The sequence below is a fragment of the Gordonia sp. NPDC003422 genome (assembly GCF_053588675.1).
Genome location: NZ_JBSFQL010000024.1, coordinates 52,562 through 69,765, shown reverse-complemented (window position 1 = coordinate 69,765; position 17,204 = coordinate 52,562). Strand labels below are relative to the sequence as shown.

Annotated in this window: 13 protein-coding genes; 9 read left to right on the top strand and 4 right to left on the bottom strand. The window is 66.7% G+C overall.

Features of this window, described 5'->3' with window-relative positions; genetic code table 11:
- Positions 1-7: 7 nt before the first annotated feature.
- Both ACWDTF_RS19145 and ACWDTF_RS19140 read right to left on the bottom strand, forming a co-directional pair.
- Positions 8-1,033: a 2Fe-2S iron-sulfur cluster-binding protein gene (locus tag ACWDTF_RS19145; RefSeq protein ID WP_240856743.1), complete on the bottom strand. Its 1,026-nt coding sequence runs from the start codon at positions 1,031-1,033 to the stop codon at positions 8-10.
- Positions 1,034-1,036: 3 nt separating this feature from the next.
- Positions 1,037-2,248, bottom strand: a complete 1,212-nt coding sequence (locus tag ACWDTF_RS19140) for a cytochrome P450 (protein ID WP_449754885.1) — start codon at positions 2,246-2,248, stop codon at positions 1,037-1,039.
- Between the two features lie 236 nt (positions 2,249-2,484).
- Between ACWDTF_RS19140 and ACWDTF_RS19135 the strand changes: the two genes are divergently transcribed.
- Entirely contained in the window at positions 2,485-3,426 is a 942-nt protein-coding gene (locus ACWDTF_RS19135) for an AraC family transcriptional regulator (RefSeq protein WP_449754884.1), read from the top strand.
- A 12-nt stretch (positions 3,427-3,438) separates the two neighbouring features.
- Here ACWDTF_RS19135 and ACWDTF_RS19130 read toward each other — a convergent pair whose 3' ends face one another.
- Positions 3,439-4,128 carry a ComF family protein gene (locus tag ACWDTF_RS19130; RefSeq protein WP_240856746.1) on the bottom strand — a complete coding sequence of 230 codons (690 nt, stop codon included), beginning with the start codon at positions 4,126-4,128 and terminating at the stop codon, positions 3,439-3,441.
- An 816-nt stretch (positions 4,129-4,944) separates the two neighbouring features.
- On the opposite strand from ACWDTF_RS19130, the gene hpf reads away from it, so the two are divergent.
- From hpf to ACWDTF_RS19115, 3 genes are all read left to right on the top strand, one after another.
- Positions 4,945-5,760 carry a ribosome hibernation-promoting factor, HPF/YfiA family gene (gene hpf / locus ACWDTF_RS19125; RefSeq protein ID WP_355279587.1) on the top strand — a complete coding sequence of 272 codons (816 nt, stop codon included), beginning with the start codon at positions 4,945-4,947 and terminating at the stop codon, positions 5,758-5,760.
- 144 nt (positions 5,761-5,904) lie between these two features.
- Positions 5,905-8,730, top strand: coding sequence for a preprotein translocase subunit SecA (secA, locus tag ACWDTF_RS19120; RefSeq protein ID WP_449754883.1), 2,826 nt, complete (start codon positions 5,905-5,907; stop codon positions 8,728-8,730).
- Positions 8,731-8,975: 245 nt separating this feature from the next.
- Complete coding sequence (locus tag ACWDTF_RS19115; RefSeq protein ID WP_449754882.1) at positions 8,976-9,497, top strand: Rv3235 family protein; 522 nt, start codon at positions 8,976-8,978, stop codon at positions 9,495-9,497.
- A gap of 9 nt (positions 9,498-9,506) precedes the next feature.
- Here ACWDTF_RS19115 and ACWDTF_RS19110 read toward each other — a convergent pair whose 3' ends face one another.
- On the bottom strand, positions 9,507-10,583 hold the full coding sequence (locus ACWDTF_RS19110; RefSeq protein ID WP_449754881.1) for a 2,3-butanediol dehydrogenase: 1,077 nt from the start codon (positions 10,581-10,583) through the stop codon (positions 9,507-9,509).
- A 163-nt stretch (positions 10,584-10,746) separates the two neighbouring features.
- Between ACWDTF_RS19110 and ACWDTF_RS19105 the strand changes: the two genes are divergently transcribed.
- The 5 genes from ACWDTF_RS19105 to ACWDTF_RS19085 all read left to right on the top strand — a co-directional run bounded on the left by ACWDTF_RS19105 (position 10,747) and on the right by ACWDTF_RS19085 (position 17,168).
- A complete protein-coding gene (locus ACWDTF_RS19105) occupies positions 10,747-12,201 on the top strand; it encodes a wax ester/triacylglycerol synthase domain-containing protein (protein WP_449754880.1) in 1,455 nt (484 codons plus the stop codon).
- Positions 12,202-12,259: 58 nt separating this feature from the next.
- Positions 12,260-12,826, top strand: coding sequence for a DUF6912 family protein (locus ACWDTF_RS19100; RefSeq protein ID WP_240856751.1), 567 nt, complete (start codon positions 12,260-12,262; stop codon positions 12,824-12,826).
- A gap of 54 nt (positions 12,827-12,880) precedes the next feature.
- Positions 12,881-13,996, top strand: a complete 1,116-nt coding sequence (locus ACWDTF_RS19095) for a ferredoxin reductase (protein ID WP_240856752.1) — start codon at positions 12,881-12,883, stop codon at positions 13,994-13,996.
- A gap of 77 nt (positions 13,997-14,073) precedes the next feature.
- Positions 14,074-15,180: a GNAT family N-acetyltransferase gene (locus ACWDTF_RS19090; RefSeq protein ID WP_240856753.1), complete on the top strand. Its 1,107-nt coding sequence runs from the start codon at positions 14,074-14,076 to the stop codon at positions 15,178-15,180.
- A 656-nt stretch (positions 15,181-15,836) separates the two neighbouring features.
- Positions 15,837-17,168, top strand: a complete 1,332-nt coding sequence (locus ACWDTF_RS19085) for a fatty acid desaturase family protein (RefSeq protein ID WP_240856754.1) — start codon at positions 15,837-15,839, stop codon at positions 17,166-17,168.
- The last annotated feature ends 36 nt before the right edge of the window (positions 17,169-17,204 follow it).

Below are 17,204 nucleotides of genomic sequence, written 5' to 3'. Positions count from 1 at the left end.
GCCACGATCACGCCGGAACGGCCGCCGCGACCGGTGTGTATTTCTCCCGGCGGATCAACCGTCCGGCCATCCGGCGCCGCTTGCACGCCTTGACGCCGGCGTCGACCATCGCGGGCGGCCCGCACAGGTAGGCGGAATATCCGCGCAGCGAGTCGAAGTCCTCGACGAGGACATCGCCCACGTATCCGCGCCGCCCGAATCCGTCCTCGCGGCTCAGGCACGGCGTGTATCGCATCCCGGGATGTCGGGCGGCGAGCGACTGCCAGAAGTCGACGTCGTAGAGGTCACCGCGGGTGCGCACACCGTGATAGAGGTGGACCTCGCGTGCGGAGTCCAGCTCGAGTGCTTGCAGCGCAATCGCTTTCAACGGCGCGAGGCCGGTGCCGCCGCCGAGCAGGATGATCGGGCCGTCGTGGTCGGGGTCGTGGACGAAGTCACCCCACGGTCCGCGGATCGCGATCGAGTGACCGTGTTCGAGAGAGTCGAAGATCCATCGATCGGTGGCCAGCCCGCCGTCGACCCGACGGATGTGGAATTCGAGTGAACCTCCGTCGCCGGGCGGGTTGGCCATCGAGTACTGCCGTACCTCGTCGGTGCCCGGGACCGTGAACTCGACGTACTGGCCGGCCGAATACTCGAGCGGTTGGTCGAGGTCCACGGTCACCGTGACGGTGTCGTCGGCGACCGACTCGATCCCGCTGACGATTCCCGCGACATCGCGCAGCAGGTGTCCGGGACCGCTCGCGGCATCGAGTGGCACTTCGATGCGGGTGTCCGACCGCGGCGTCGACTGGCAGGCGAGCACGAATCCGTTGGTTTGCTCCTCCGGCGAAAGCACGGTGTCCGACGGGGGCGGCGCATCCACGGTCCCGCACAACACCTTGACCTTGCAGGTCCCACACGTGCCCTGATTGCACGAGTTCGGCAGGTAGACGCCGTTGCGCAGGAAGGCGTCGAGCAGCCGCTGATCGTCGGCGCACCGCACGGTCTGCGTCGAGGACCCGACGACCTCCACGGAATGGGACGTGTCCATCGGTCAGACCTCCCAGGTCACGTGCAGCGACGTCGGGCCGCGGAATCCCCAGCCCCAGAATTCGACATCGGCGCTGGTGTCGCGTTCGAGATTCGGGATCGAGTCGAACAGTTCTTCCAGACCGATCCGGCAGACGTGGTTGGCGAAGTAGATGCCCGCGCACGCGTGGTTGCCCGCGCCGAACGCCAGATGCGGCAGCGGCGGCCGGGTCAGGTCGTAGGCCGACGGCGCGTCGTAGACGGAGTTGTCGTGATTGGCCGACCCGTACGACATCAGCACCACCGATCCTTCCGGCAAGGACACGCCGGCCACCTCGACGTCGGTGGTGCTGATGCGGGCGGTCGCCGACCAGATGGGCGACGTCCAGCGCATGCCCTCGGAGATCGCGCGCGGAATCAGACCCGGTTCGTCGACCGCCATCTCCAGCTGCTCGGGCCGGCTGAACAACCCCACCAGCGTCGACGCCATCGCGTGGCCGGGTTCCTGCATGGCGCCGAGCAGGTAGACGTACAACGTGGGATAGATGTACTCGCGATCGCGGGTCTTGCCCGGTTCCATCCCGTCGTGGAGCCAGTGGCTGATCGCGCTGTCGTCGGGGTGATCGATCCAGTGGTCGATCTTGGGGTCGACGATGGCGCGGATCTCGGCCTTCGCCTCGTCGCCCTCGGTGAATCCCTCGGGGTTGGCGAACTCGCCGTTCTCGTCGACCGCCGCGTTGGTGAACGACCGCGACAGCTTGTGGAACCACTCGCGCAGTTTGTCCGAGCTGACGTCCTGAAGTCCGAGCAGGTCGCCGAGCGCGCGCACCGACACCGGTTCGCAGTACTGCGCGACGAGCTCGGCCCGACCCTCGTCCTCGAACTCCTCGAGATAGCGGCGCGCGATGGGACGGACCAGGTCGTTGATCCAGCGGTCGACCTCCTGCGGCTGCAACGCGGGATCGACCATCGAGCGCAGATCGTCGTGGATGGGGCCGTTGACGCCGATCACCGCCGGATGCCCGAAGGTCCGACCACCGGCCTTGGTGATGATCGCCTCGAAGTCGGGGCTGGTGGCGATCTCCCGGCAGATCTCGGCGGTGCTGGCCACATACGAGCCCAGGACCGGGACGTAGGCGAGTGGGGCTTCTGCGCGCAGACGCTCGTAGACGGGGTATGGGTTGCGTTCCAGCTCGGTCATGGTGATGTCGTCGAGCCAGGAGATGGTCGCGGTCATGGTGTTCGACTCCTTCGGGTGTGGATCACATCGGCTGTGGTGGGGTCAGACGCTAGGGCCGCGGACACCGCGCGATCGACACCGATTGCGCGGAGGCTGTACACATCGCGCGAAAGAGTTGTGATCTGCATCGCATCGACGACCATCGATGCGGTAGAACACAAATACACGCCGGTAAGCCCACCGGCGGAAGCCGGCCCAATCAACCGGGTCGCACTGGGAGATCTGAACTACCGATGTCCACACCGAGCAGCCTCGTCGGAACCCAGGATTGGGACACCGCTCAGCGCGCGGTCGCCGACGCCTACTTTCCGCACGAGCTCGCCGCGCTCGACGGTCGTGCCGACGTCGACCTGACGATGCGGACGGTCGAGCTCGACGGCGTGACCATCGGGCGGCTTCGGTGGGGGACAGCGGTCTCCATCGCCTGCGAATATCCGGGCGCGTACGAGGTGAACATCCCGCTGTCCGGGCGTCTGCATTCGCGCGCCGGGCACGGCGAGCTGGTCTCGACCCCGGGCACCGGCACCGTCTTCACCGCCGACCGGGAATCGCTCATCACCAACTGGACGGCGGACTGCCAGGTCATCGGGGTCAAGTTCGACGCGGAGTACCTGGAACGCGAAGCCGACCGCGTCCTCGCGGCGCCACTGCGGCGTCGGCTGACGTTGCCCGACCAGATCAACCTCGAAACCGACGACGGCGCATCGTGGTTCGGGCTCGTCAAGGCGTTGTCGGCGCAGGTGCGCGAGCCGGGTGACCTGCTGGCCAACCCGCTCGTCGGACCGCAACTCGCCAGCGCCGTGACCACCGCCTTCCTGCTGTCGGTGTCCGACGCTGCGCCCGACGACGTCGGGCGACTGCGGCCCGGGATGGTCAAGCGCGTGCTCGACGCGTTGCACGACGATCCCGCCCGGCCGTGGTCGCTCGCCGACATGGCGGGTCTCGCCGGAGTGAGCGTTCGCAGGCTGCAAGAGGCATTCGCGGAGTTCGAGGAGACTACGCCGACCCGCGCGCTCGCCGACATCCGGCTCGAGCGGGCGGGTGCCGACCTCGAACGCGGCGGTGTCACCGTGGCCGACGTCGCCGCCCGTTGGGGGTTCAGCAGTCCGAGCCGGTTCGCGAGCGCCTATCGCCGCCGGTTCGGGGTGAGTCCCTCCTCGGTGCTGCGGGGGTGAGCCACGGTGGCCTCACGCCGCCGCGATCACCACAGCCGCCGCCACCTCGACCCCGACCGACGCCAGCACGTGCACCGATTCGGCGACCGTCGCACCGGTGGTCAGCACATCGTCGACCAGGATGACCGAAGACCCCGGACCCGGGCGTCGGGCGCTTGCCCTCAGTTGCACCGCGCCGCGCAGGTTGCGCGCCCGGTCTCGGGCGTCGAGGCCCGCGGAGTCCCGCGCGGCGCCCGCGGTGACGAGCATCGGTGCCACCGAGACGCGGGAGCCGAGCGCCTGTGCGGTGCGGGTGGCGATGGCCGACACGGGGTCGCCGCCGCGGCGTCGAGCCGACAGGGTGCGCGTGGGCGCGGGTACGAGGTGTAATCGCGGGGCGTCCGGGAGTTCGCCCCAGCGGGCGAGGGTGCGCATCGCGCGAGCGACCGACGACCCCAGGGGAATCACCAGGTCCCGTCGGCCGTGCTCCTTCAGCGCCAGAATCGCCTGCCGGTGCGGACCCCGGTATCGGCCGAGCGCCCATACCGGGATGCCCGGCGGCACTCGTGGTCGGCACAAGACGGGGTCGTCGGCCAGGCGTGCCGAGCACCGCGCGCACCACCGGCTACCCGGTCGGGTGCATCCGCCGCAGGTCACCGGCAGCACGAGGTCGGCGCCGGCGCGAAGTACACCGGACGCGCGTTGCGCGGCGCTCCCTGCCATGGATGCGACGGTAGGGCCCGTCGCCGGTTGGTCGGCGGAAGTGGAGCGATTCGACGATCGAACTGTGGACAGGTCCCGGTTTGTGAGGGCTTTCATCGTCCACGGTTGTCGACAAAACCCCGCGGTGGGTCGCCGACTCGACGGCGACACCCTTCTGAGCTGGGGAAGCACGATGGCGTCGTGCCGCAAAATCTAGGGGAAGAAGTTTCTTCCGCGAGGTTCATAGTCGTCCCCCAGAATTATCTGGGGGAGGACTCCAAGGGTAGGGGAGGAATTTTCGTCCCCTAGATTTTGTGGGCGCATAGGCCTGGGCGTCACGTTCCGTGGAACGCGACGGCCGACGACCGGTGACTGAGATCGGGCCTGTCAACGTCCGCTTCCGGGACATACCCGGACGACCATCGTCAGGGGCCCGATCCTGGCCACCAGCCCCGACCCCCAACCCTTCCCGGTGATCCGACGAGTTCGGTATCCAGTCGCTGACCGAAGGTAGAGGTCCCGTGTTCGGAGCGCGACGAATCGCTGACATGGGACCAAGGACCCGAGTTTCAAATCACGCCGCGCAAGGGCCCGCGAAACGTGGCCGGGAGGCAAACGACCGACTACGGTCAGAGGTAGAGCAGGTTGCCGGCGGGGGGCTGTTGTCCCCGCGGAGGCAACGATTGCGACGGCGCGGTAGGAGGTGTTGCCCCTGCGTATGGGTGCCAGCCGCTCGGCTGGCATGGCCACGATCCCCGGTAACGACGAATTCGTCAGTGCGACAACAGATCACGACGCTTCGATCGCCGCCGGGTGAACCACTCTGGAGGTAGTTGAATGTCAACAGTCATCCACCGTAAGGGCCAGCGCGAATCAAAGGTCGGCGACGCCCGGCCACCCGAGGAGACCTCGGCCGCCGAGCCCACCCGGACCGAAGATCCCTTCGATCCCAAGTTCGCCTACGTCCGTCCGCCCAGTTCGGACGGCGCCGACGAACCCGCCGAACCCACCGCGAAGGTCGTGTTCGCCGGCCGCAACGTCGAGATCCCAGACCACTACCGCATCTATGTGGGCGACAAGCTCGCCCGCCTCGAGCGGTTCGATCCCAGCATCTTCCGTTTCGACGTCGAGCTGAACCACGAACGCAACCGTCGGCAATCCAAGATCTGCCAGCAGGTAGAGGTCACCGCGACCGGCAAGGGGCCGATCGTCCGCGCGCAGGCCAGTGGTGAGAACTTCTACGCCGCACTCGAAGGCTCCCTGGACAAGCTGGAGTCGAGGCTGCGCCGCGCCAAGGACCGTCGGCGCGTGCACCACGGCAACCGGCGACCCATCTCGGTGGCCGAGGCGACCGAGATCGGCGCACCGCCGTTGCGCGACGATCAGCTGTCGGTGGACGGCTTCGTCGGCGATCCGGGTGAGGTGGAGAAGGTCACCGAAAAGACCTGGGACGACGGTGTTTCCGAGCACGAGCCCGGTCAGGTGGTCCGCGTCAAGGAACACGCTGCGGTGCCGATGACGGTGGATGACGCGCTCTACGAGATGGAACTCGTCGGGCACGATTTCTTCCTCTTCCACGACAAGGAAACCGACAAGCCGTCGGTGGTGTACCGCCGCCACGCATTCGACTACGGACTCATCCGTCTCGCCTGAGACGGGTAGGCGACCCCGTCTCGGATGTCTGATCGACTCCGATCAGCATTCGCTCAGGGGGCCTCGGTACCATGGGATCCGGCCTGCGCGCACGCGTAGGCCGGATTTCGTATGTTGGCGACATAGTGAGGGACTCGATCCACGGTGCTGAACAAGCTGCTGCGCGTCGGTGAAGGCCGAATGGTCAAGCGACTCGATGCGATCGCTTCGCACGTCGAGGCGCTGTCGGATGAGACAGAGGCGCTGACCGACGCCGAACTGAAGGCCAAGACCGACGAGTTCAAAGAACGGCACGCCGACGGCGAGTCGCTCGACGAGCTTCTGCCCGAGGCGTTCGCCGTCGCCCGCGAGGCCGCCTGGCGCGTGCTCGACCAGAAGCACTTCCACGTGCAGATCATGGGCGGCGCGGCGCTGCACTACGGCAACATCGCCGAGATGAAGACCGGTGAGGGTAAAACCCTCACCTGTGTGCTCCCGGCCTACCTCAACGCACTCTCGGGTGACGGCGTGCACGTCGTCACCGTGAACGACTATCTCGCCAAGCGCGACTCCGAATGGATGGGCCGCGTCCACCGCTTCCTGGGCCTCGAGACCGCCGTCATCCTCACCGGCATGAGCCCCGACCAGCGTCGTGTCGCCTACGCCGCCGACATCACCTACGGCACCAACAACGAGTTCGGCTTCGACTATCTGCGCGACAACATGGCGCATTCGCTGGAAGATCTCGTCCAGCGCGGCCACAACTTCGCCGTCGTCGACGAGGTCGACTCCATCCTCATCGACGAGGCCCGCACCCCGCTGATCATCTCGGGCCCGGCCGAGGGGTCGAGCAAGTGGTACGTCGAGTTCGCGCGGATCGCCCCGCTGCTCGAGCGCGACGAGCACTACGAGGTCGACATCAAGAAGAAGACGATCGGCGTGCACGAAGCCGGCGTCGAATTCGTCGAAGACCGCCTCGGCATCGACAACCTCTACGAGGCCGCCAACTCGCCGCTGGTCAGCTACCTGAACAACGCGATCAAGGTCAAGGAGCTCTTCCACCGCGACAAGGACTACATCGTCCGCAACGGCGAAGTGTTGATCGTCGACGAGTTCACCGGTCGCGTGCTCGACGGCCGTCGGTTCAACGAGGGCCTGCACCAGGCGATCGAGGCCAAAGAGGGCGTCGAGATCAAGGCCGAGAACCAGACGCTTGCCACCATCACGCTGCAGAACTACTTCCGCATGTACGACAAGCTCTCCGGCATGACGGGTACCGCCGAGACCGAGGCGGCCGAGTTCGACCAGATCTACAAGCTGGGCGTGCTCCCGATCCCCACCAACAAGCCGATGATCCGTAAGGATCAGACCGACCTCATCTACAAGACCGAAGAGGCCAAGTTCGCGGCCGTCGTCGACGACATCACCGAACGCTACGAGGCCGGCCAGCCGGTGCTGATCGGCACCACCAGCGTCGAACGTTCCGAGTATCTGGCGCGTCAGCTCAAGAAGCGCGACATCCCGCACAACGTGCTCAACGCGAAGTTCCACGAGCAGGAAGCCCAGATCATCGCCGAGGCCGGCCGCACCGGCGCCATCACGGTGGCCACCAACATGGCCGGTCGCGGTACCGACGTGGTGCTCGGCGGCAACCCCGACATCATCGCCGACACCCGTCTGCGCAAGGCCGGACTCGACCCGGTGCACACGCCCGACGAGTACGAGGCGGCATGGGAAGAGGCCATCGAACTGGCCCGCAAGGAAGCGTCCGAGGAAGCCGAAGAGGTCAAGGACGCCGGCGGCCTGTACGTCCTCGGCACCGAACGGCACGAGTCGCGCCGCATCGACAACCAGCTGCGTGGACGGTCGGGGCGCCAGGGCGACCCAGGCGAATCGCGGTTCTACCTGTCGTTGGGTGACGAACTCATGCGGCGCTTCAACGGCGCGGCACTCGAGGTCATCATGAACCGCGTCAACCTGCCCGACGACGTGCCCATCGAGGCCAAGATGGTCACCAAGGCCATCCGCAGCGCGCAGACCCAGGTCGAGCAGCAGAACTTCGAGGTCCGCAAGAACGTCCTCAAGTACGACGAAGTGATGAACGAGCAGCGCAAGATCATCTACGGCGAGCGTCGCAAGATCCTCGAGGGCGAGGATCACGGCGAGCAGGTCAAGCAGATGATCGACGACGTCGTCGGCGCCTACGTCGACGGCGCGACCGAAGAGGGTTACGCCGAGGACTGGGATCTCGACGAGCTGTGGAGCGCGCTGCGCACGCTGTACCCGATCGACCTCGATCCCAAGGAAGTTGTCGGGGAGACCGAATACGGTGAGCGCGACGACATCTCGGCCGAGGAACTGAAGGAGACCCTCGTCGAGGACGCGCGCGCGGCGTACGACAAGCGCGAGAAGTCGATCGACGAACTCGCCGGCGAAGGCGCCATGCGTCAGCTCGAACGCAGCGTCCTTCTCGGCGTGCTCGACCGCAAGTGGCGCGACCACCTCTACGAGATGGACTACCTGCGCGAGGGCATCCACCTGCGCTCGATGGCTCAGCGCGACCCGGTGGTCGAGTACCAGCGCGAAGGTTTCGACATGTTCAGCGGCATGCTCGAAGGGCTCAAGGAAGAGACCCTCGGCATCCTCTACAACGCCCAGGTCCAGACCCAGCCCGCCGAGCAGCCGCCGCTGCCGTCGGCCGCGGCGCTGCGCGAAGCGGTCCGCGGTGCTTCCGCCGAATCGGGTACCGCAGCACCGGACCTGAGCAAGAAGGCGCCCGCCGCTCTGCGGGCCAGCGCGGCCGAGAACGACGATGTCCCGATGACCTTCTCCGGACCCAGCGAGGGCGGCGGAACCGAGATCCATTCCGAGGACGAGGAACTCGCCGATCCGGCTGTCGAGTCCGCGAGCCGGCGCGAACGTCGCGCCGCGGCCCGTGCGAACGCCAAGAGCAGCCGACCCAAGCCACCGAAGTCCCGCAAGAAGCGCTGACCACCTGGCTCTGAGCCGCGAAGCCTCCACCGCTCCTGAGGTGCCGTCCGCTCCCTGAGGTGACTTTCGCTCCTGAGGTGTGTCTTCCGCTCCCTGAGGTGCCCGAGGCGCCAGCCGAGGGCCTCGAAGGGCTGGTGAGACGACAATGTCATCTCACCAGGGGTAATCGCGGCTTCGGTGAAAGTCTCGGAACTTTTTTTCGCAGAAGAGGGAACCGGATCGGTACCTGCTGCGTCCGATCTTGTATGGAGACCCGAATCCGCATTCAGCCGGCACCCCCGTACGAGCACACCGGAGCGATGGTCGGCGTTGTCGACGCACCGGTCCGTCGACCCAAACCCGCTCGACCCAAACCCGCTGCGCCCGCCCGCAGCGCGATGGTGACGGCGACCCGGGAGGCCAGACAGTTCGCCATTCTGTCCGCGCGGATGATCTTCGAGGTGATCGACCGCCGACGCGGTATCGCTCAGCTGGGCGGCATGGTATCGCCCGCGATCGTGGAGCAGGTGTCGGTTCTCTTGCGCCACAACGTGCTCCGATCGTCCGATCCCACCGTCGGGACGGCGATGCAACGGGTCCATGTGCAGTTGCGTGACACCAGCACGGCAGAGGTGTTCGGTTCCTTCGCCGTCGGCGGTCGGGTCCGCGCATTCGCCGGCCGCGCTCAGCGACTACCGTGCCGCCTTCGGTCCAACGGGCCCACGCAGCCAGGCCGGCTCGGAAAGGTCGAATACCGCTGGCAGCTGGTCGAGTTCACGCTTGCGTGAGTGGCCCACTCACAGACCCGCACCCGACGGCGACACCAGGATCTTCACGGCCGTCTCGTTGTGGTGGATCAGGGTCTCGAATCCCTCGTCGATGAGGTGGTCGAGTCCGATGCGGCCGGTCACGAACGGTGCGAGATCCACCTTGCCGCTCTCGACGAGGTCGATGACGGCGGGATGGCTGTTGACGTAGGCGATCGTCCCGCGCATGTCGATCTCCTTGAGCACCAGCTTCTGCATCTCCACGCTGCCGGGGTGGCCCCAGATCGACACGACCACCAGCACTCCGGTCGGCTTCAACGCGTCGAACAGGGTGTCCAGTGCGGGCTGCACCGAGGTGCATTCGAAACCGACGTCGGCTCCGTGTCCTTCGGTGAGTTCGTTGACGCGCGCGACGACGTCATCGGCCGTGGGGTCCAGGACGTGGTCGGCAACCTTGGTGTCCAAGGCCTTTTGGCGCCGCAACGAACTGGGCTCGCTGATGACGGTGGTGAGCCCTTCGGCCTTGCAGACCGCCGCAGTGAGCAGTCCGATCGGGCCGGCGCCGGTGATGAGCGCGGTGTCGCCGGCAGAGGCGCCGCTGCGCTGGAAAGCGTGGAACCCGACCGACAGCGGTTCGATCAGTGCCGCCTCGTCGAGTGGCACCTTCTTCGAAACGCGGTGTACCCAGCGCCGTTTGACGACGATCTTCTCCGCGAGACCGCCACCGCAACCGCCGAGCCCGATGAAGTTCATGTCTGCCGACAGGTGATAGTCGTGGCTGTGGGGTCCGGTGTCGACATCGTCGCGGATGATGTACGGCTCCACCACCACGTGGTCGCCGACCGCGACGCCGTCCACGCCGTCACCCACGGCGTAGACCACACCCGACATCTCATGACCGAGCGTCACCGGCGCGCTCTCATGGCTGATGGGCTGTGGATGACCGGCCGGCGGGATGAAAATGGGGCCGTCGGAGTATTCGTGCAGATCGGTGCCACAGATGCCGCACCATGCGACGTCGATCCCGACCGTCCCGGGTACCACCTCCGGCTCGGCGATGTCCTCGATGCGGATGTCTCCCCGGTCGTAATAGCGTGCCGCGCGCATGGCAACTCCTTCGGTGATCACCGCGTCGATGCCGGACGCCGATGTCCGGCGGCGGTACGTCGAGCACACTCGCTTGCCGACGGCCTCGCAACGGTTGCACCGGGTTGCAAGCGACCCCCGGTACCGGGGCGGGGTGCGGTAGTGTCCCACTAGGATCAGCGGAGTGGTGAACCGTCTCTCTCCGCGCGACGCGATGTTCTACTTCCTCGACGAGTCGCGTACGACCACCCACCTCGGTGCGTTGCTCATCGTGACACCGGAGCGGGCGACGGCAACGTCCGACGACGCCGACGCATCACACCCGCCCCGGCCGGCGCTGGACTACTCGAATCTGGTCACGCTGGTGGAGAACCGGCTGCAACTCGTGCCTCGGTATCGGCAGGTGGTGCGTGAGGTGACACTCGGCCTGGCGCGGCCGGTGTGGGTCGACGACCGCGACTTCGACATCAACTTCCACATCCGACGCTCGGGCCTGCCACGTCCGGGTGGTCCTGCCGACCTCGCCGACCTCATCGCCAGGGTGATGTCGCGACCACTCGACCGCACCCGACCGCTGTGGGAGATGTACCTCATCGAAGGGCTGGCCGACGGCAAGCTCGCGATCCTCACCAAATCGCACCGCTGCCTGCTCGACGACGACGGCGGCAACGAGATCAGCGAGGTCATCTGCGACGAGGGGCCCGAGTCGGTGCGGCTGCCCGAGGAACTGTGGATGCCGGGGTCGCCGCCGGGTGGCACGCGGCTGTTCGTCGGCGCGCTGGCCGAGGCGCTGTCGCGTCCGGGTGATCTCGTCGACACCGTCGTCAACGGAAACGGGCTCATCTCCGAGGCGAGAACGGCGGCGGGAACATCGGTGCGACGGATGGGCGCGCTCGTGCAGCAACTCACCGATTCGGCGCCGAGCAGCCCGCTGAACAATGGCGGAACCTCGACGCGGATGTTCACCACGGCGTCGGTGTCGCGGCGCGGCTGCGCCAAGGTGGCGCAGCGCTACGGATGCACCGTCAACGACGTCGAGTTGGCGATCGTGTCGGGGGTGATGCGCCGGTGGTTGTTGTCCTTCGACCCCGCGGCGTCCATCTCCGACACCGTGCGCGTGGTGGTTCCGCTCTCGGCACGCGACCCCGGTGTGGAACGCAAGATCGAGACCGATCCCGGCTGGATATCCGTCGGGAAACCCAGCTTTGTGACGGATCTTCCAGTGGGAGAAGCGAATCCGGCGGTCCGGTTGGCGCAGGTGGCCGGGTTGGCGAATCGGTTCGCGCAGTCGTCGCGGCGCGTGAGCCGCGGACCCCGACCGCTCTTCCCCGAACTGGGCGTGGTGCCGTTCCCGGAGTTCAGTTCGCGCGCATTCCGATCGCTCAACAGCCGCGCGTACAACGTGCCGATCGCGATGGGATCGGCCCCGATCGCCGACCGCTTCCTCCTCGGGCACCGCGTGCAGGAGATGTACGCCGTCCCGATGCTGGTCACTCAGCGCGCGTTGGCCATCAGCATCGTGGAATACGGCGACAACCTGCAGTTCGGTTTCATGTCCGACCGCGGCGTCATCGGCGACCTCCCGGCCATGGCCGACTATGTTGCCGAGTCCTACGACGAACTGGCCTCCACCACGTGACCGCTGACCGTGCGTCCCAAATCGTTGACCGTGTGCAAGAACAAGGAGCTGACCGCCGATGAGGGTGTACCTGCCCGCCACGCTGACGATGTTGATGGAGCTCAACGAGACGGGGGAGTTCCGCGCTCTGGGCGGAACGGGTTTCGCGTTGACGCCCGCGCTGCGTGAGTCCTATCTCTCCGGCGACGACGAGGAGCTTGCGGAGGCGGCCATGCGCGAGGCCGCCCGGGCATCGTTACGGCTCCTCGCCGGCGAGGCATCCGAACCCGGAGACACCGAGGCCGACGCCGAACTCGCCGACGACGCGTCGACCACCAAACCCGGTGACACCCCACGCCTTCCGCCGCGTCGGGCGGTGGTGGCCGTCGACGTCGCCGACGTGAAGCTGCGCCCCGACCTCGACGACGCCGTCGTGAAGATCTCCGGACCCGTACCGCTGTCGGCGATCGCGTCGGTGCACGTCGACGGGGCCGACGCCGAGGACAAGGTCCGCGCTGCCGTGGTGGTCATCGACGCCGCCGACATGGGCGACCTCGACGCGGAGCTCGCCGTCGGAGATGTCGAGGATTTCGATCTCGCCTGGTACGCGACGCAAGAACTGCCGTTCCTCCTCGAACTGTTGTAGATATCCCACGCACCAGGATCGCTAACCTACGGTTCCGTAGGTTATGGTTTACCCATGGGTTTTCTGGAGCGATTCGAGGAGCCGGTCGCAGACGTCGCGGCACGTAGTCGTGCGGCGCACTGGGCGCGCGCGGCATTCACGCGGATCACCACGCCGTTGTTGCCCGACGACTATCTGCACCTGGCCAATCCGCTCTGGTCGGCGCGCGAGTTGCGCGGCAAGGTCGAGTCGGTCACCCGGGAGACCGAGGACACCGCGACCATCGCGATCCGACCAGGCTGGGGCTTCTCGTTCGACTACGCGCCCGGCCAGTACATCGGCATCGGCGTGCTGATGGAGGGCCGTTGGACGTGGCGGTCGTACTCGCTCACCTCGACCCCGCACACTTCGGCGTCGGACAAGACCATCTCGATCACGGTCAAGGCGATGCCGGAGGGATTCCTGTCGTCGCACCTGGTCAACGGCCTCACCCCAGGGACCGTCGTGCGACTCGCGGCACCACAGGGCGAGTTCGTCCTGCCCGACCCGCTGCCGGAGAAGATCCTGTTCGCCACCGCGGGCAGCGGCATCACGCCGATCATCTCGATGCTGCGAATGGTGCGACATCGCAAGCAGCGCACCGATATTCGCCTCATCCACTCGACTCCGACCGCCGACGATCTACTCTTCGCCGATGAACTCGCCGAGATGGCAGACGACGGCACCGTCGACCTGCACGTCCAGCACACCCGGACCGACGGGAAGGTCGACGCGGTGCGTCTCGCGCAGCTGTGTCCGGACTGGGCCGAGCGCCAGGCATGGGCGTGCGGCCCGGGTGGGTTCCTCGAAGTCCTGGCCCAGATGTACGACGACGCGGATGTCGCCGACCACCTGCACATCGAACGCTTCGCCTTGGAGCGCGGCCACGTCGGCGCGCAGGGCGGCACGGTGACGTTCGCCCGATCGGGCAAGACCGTCGAGGCCGACGGTGCGACGACCCTGCTGGAGGCAGGGGAGTCCGCCGGCGCGATCATGCCGTTCGGATGCCGGATGGGTATCTGTCAGAGCTGCGTGGTGATGGTCGAGAAGGGTTGCGTGCGCGACCTGCGGTCGGGCGTCGAACACGTGGAGGGGGAGCGCATCCAGACCTGCGTGAGCGCGGCCGCTGGGGACTGCACGCTCGACGTCTGACCACTCAGTCGGTCATCTGACCTGCAACATTCCGATCCAGCCTGCCCATCCGTACCCGAGGGGATAGGGTGGATTCGATGCGTGCCGAGATTGCCAAATCACAGGAATCGCAAGTGCCGGTCCTCACGGACGGTGAGGTGACACTGCGCTCGCATGTTCCCGCCGACATAGATCGCATGGTCGAATTGGCCGCTGATCAGGCGAAAATCCGTTGGACTCCCATCCCTGCCCCATACGGACGGTCGGCTGCCGAGCGATTCGCGCTGGAGTACGCGCCACAGTGCTGGGCGTCGGGCAGCGAGATGGTGTGGGCGGTGGACGTCGACGGTCGCTTCGCCGGCACCGTCGACCTCGCCGGCGAGGGCGTTCTCAGTCACCTCAGCTTCGACCTCCATCCCGACGCGCGCGGCTGGGGCATCATGCGACGCGCCGTCTCGCTCGCGGTCGACCACGCCTTCACCGAGGCCGGCAAGGAAGTGGTGCGCTGGACATCGCTTGCCGGCAACATCGACGCGCTACGCGTCGCGCACGCGTGTGGGTTTCGGCTCGACGCCGCGATCCCCGACGGTGTGGAGCTGCGTGGCGAGCCGCACGCCGCGTGGGTCGGCTCGCTGCGCAAGGACGACGATCGCGAGCCCAAAACCACTTGGCACGCAGACACTTTCGACACCGAGCGGTTCCGGTTGCGGCCGCTGGAGGAGAAGGACGATCCGCGTATCCGGGAGACGCTCGACGACGCCGATTCGCGAAAGTACCTCTTCGCCCGTCCCGACCCGCTGCTCGACGAACACGCCGCTGCCGAACGAATCCGCAAGTGGTGGACCGCCGCGTGCGGTCAGACGTGCACGTGGGCGGTCGCCGACAAGGACTCCGACGAGTACTTCGGTGACGTGTCGATCTTCGAGATCAACGAAGTGACCGGTGCCGAGATCGGTTTTTACACCCATCCCGAAGCGCGGGGCAAGGGAGTGCTTCGGGAGGGTATGGCCGCGGCCGTCGACCACATCTTCGACGTCATCGGCCTGCGACGACTCACCCTGTTCGCGGCCGCCAGCAATGCGGGCAGCCGCAAGCTCGCCGAGGCATGTGGCTTCCGCGAGTTCGGTACGCAGCATCTCGCCGCCCGCTCCGACGGCATCTTCGAGGACCTCGTGGGCTACGAGCTGTTCCACGACTGGCGCTGACTCGATTCGGCGACCGCTTTCTGAACTGGGGAAACACGATAGCGTCGTGCCCGCAAAATCTCTAGGGGAAGAGTTTCTTCCCCGGGTTTCATAGTCGTCCCCCACGATTTTCTGGGGGAGGACACCAAGGGTCGGGGACGAAGTTTCTTCCCCGACTTTTTGTGGGTGCATGTTCCTGGCGTCGCCGTCGGCGGAACGCGACGGCCGACAATCGGTGACTGAGATCGGGCCCGTCAGCGTCCGCTTCCGGGACATACCCGGAGGACCACCGTCAGGGGCCCGATCCTGGCCACCGGCCCAACCTCCAACCCTTCCCGCCTCCATGATCGTCGCCGTCGGCGGGTGGGTCCGTGACCCGAGGAGTTCGACGGCGGGCCCCTGACCAGCACCAACGTGTTCGCTCCCGCCTGCTCGTTGATTAGGCCGAGGCACTAACGGCCAACGCCGTATGTACGAGTCACCACGCAGCACTGATCTACGGCACTGATGCATGCTCGCGATGGTCGCCGCCCGCCGCCGCATCTCCCGAGAGTGTGTGACGCCTCACACCGCCGATCTTCTCCCAACGATTCGCTGGACTCACTTGTCGCGAATAACCTACGATTGCGTAAGTTACGGAAACGTAGGCGTAAGTGAACTCGGCGAAGGGACATTCGATGGCGATCACCGACATCCCCGAATACGCACACCTGTCCGACTCGGACATCGAAGCGCTCGGCGCGGAACTCGATGCCATTCGGGCCGACATCGAAGCGGATCGGGGTGAGCGCGACGCTCGCTACATTCGCAACACCATCCGCTTCCAGCGCGGCCTCGAGCTCGTTGGCCGTGGGCTGATCTTCGGTTCCACCAAGCGGTCGGCGTGGTGGGCCGGTGCGGCCACGCTCGGCGTCGCGAAGATCGTCGAGAACATGGAACTCGGCCACAACGTGATGCACGGCCAGTGGGATTGGATGAACGATCCCGAGGTGCATTCGACGACGTGGGAGTGGGACAACACCGACCCGTCGGCGCACTGGAAGCACACCCACAACTACATCCATCACAAGTACACCAACGTGCTCGGTATGGACGACGACGTGGGTTACGGCCTGCTGCGCGTCACCCGCGACCAGCGGTGGCGACCGTTCTACCTGGGCAATCTCGCCTACAACACGCTGCTCGCACTGGCCTTCGAGTACGGTGTCGCGGCCCAGCATCTCGAGCTCGGCAAGAAGCGCAAGACCCCCGAGGCCAAGGCGGAGTTCCAGCGTGACCTGCGCGACGTGGGCACCAAGGTCGGCAAGCAGATGGCCAAGGACTACGTGGTCTACCCGGCGCTCGCGGGACTCGTCGCAGGACGTGGCGACCTACGACGCGGACGCCATGCGTTCCGCAAGGCGGCCACCGCCAACATCATGGGCAACGTCATCCGCAACGTCTGGACCAACGCCGTGATCTTCTGCGGCCACTTCCCCGACGGCGCGGAGAAGTTCACCAAGCGCGACATGGACAACGAGACCCGGCCCGAGTGGTACCTGCGGCAGATGCTGGGCAGTGCCAACTTCCACTCCGGGCCCGTGCTGGCGTTCATGTCCGGCAACCTCTCGTACCAGATCGAGCACCACATCTACCCGGATCTGCCGAGCAACCGGCTGGCCGAGATCTCGGTGCGGGTGCGCGCGCTCTGCGAGAAGTACGACCTGCCTTACACCACCGGGTCGTTCCCGCTGCAGTACGCGAAGTCGTGGCGCACCATCGCCAAGCTGTCGCTGCCGGACAAGTACCTGACGGCGACCGCCGACAACGCACCCGAGACCGCGTCGGAGCGCCGCTTCAAGGAGGGTCTGCCCGAGGGCGTCCGCCTGGCCTCGACCGTCGACCCGTCCACCGGCCGACGCAGCGGTCTGCGGTCGGCGATCGCCGCGCTGGCCCAGGGCCGTCGTGGGCGTCGCACTCGCCGGATCGCCGACGCGGCCGCCGCCGTCGAGCGCCGCGAAGCAGCCTGAGTGTCGCCGGACAGATCCCGCAGATTGGGATCGGGT

Bases quoted from the DNA above. Each gene is read 5' to 3' on its own strand.
- ACWDTF_RS19145 (WP_240856743.1), bottom strand. From the start codon at position 1,033: ATGGACACGTCCCATTCCGTGGAGGTCGTCGGGTCCTCGACGCAGACC.
- ACWDTF_RS19140 (WP_449754885.1), bottom strand. From the start codon at position 2,248: ATGACCGCGACCATCTCCTGGCTCGACGACATCACCATGACCGAGCTG.
- ACWDTF_RS19135 (WP_449754884.1), top strand. From the start codon at position 2,485: ATGTCCACACCGAGCAGCCTCGTCGGAACCCAGGATTGGGACACCGCT.
- ACWDTF_RS19130 (WP_240856746.1), bottom strand. From the start codon at position 4,128: ATGGCAGGGAGCGCCGCGCAACGCGCGTCCGGTGTACTTCGCGCCGGC.
- hpf (WP_355279587.1), top strand. From the start codon at position 4,945: ATGTCAACAGTCATCCACCGTAAGGGCCAGCGCGAATCAAAGGTCGGC.
- ACWDTF_RS19115 (WP_449754882.1), top strand. From the start codon at position 8,976: ATGGAGACCCGAATCCGCATTCAGCCGGCACCCCCGTACGAGCACACC.
- ACWDTF_RS19110 (WP_449754881.1), bottom strand. From the start codon at position 10,583: ATGCGCGCGGCACGCTATTACGACCGGGGAGACATCCGCATCGAGGAC.
- ACWDTF_RS19100 (WP_240856751.1), top strand. From the start codon at position 12,260: ATGAGGGTGTACCTGCCCGCCACGCTGACGATGTTGATGGAGCTCAAC.
- ACWDTF_RS19095 (WP_240856752.1), top strand. From the start codon at position 12,881: ATGGGTTTTCTGGAGCGATTCGAGGAGCCGGTCGCAGACGTCGCGGCA.
- ACWDTF_RS19090 (WP_240856753.1), top strand. From the start codon at position 14,074: ATGCGTGCCGAGATTGCCAAATCACAGGAATCGCAAGTGCCGGTCCTC.
- ACWDTF_RS19085 (WP_240856754.1), top strand. From the start codon at position 15,837: ATGGCGATCACCGACATCCCCGAATACGCACACCTGTCCGACTCGGAC.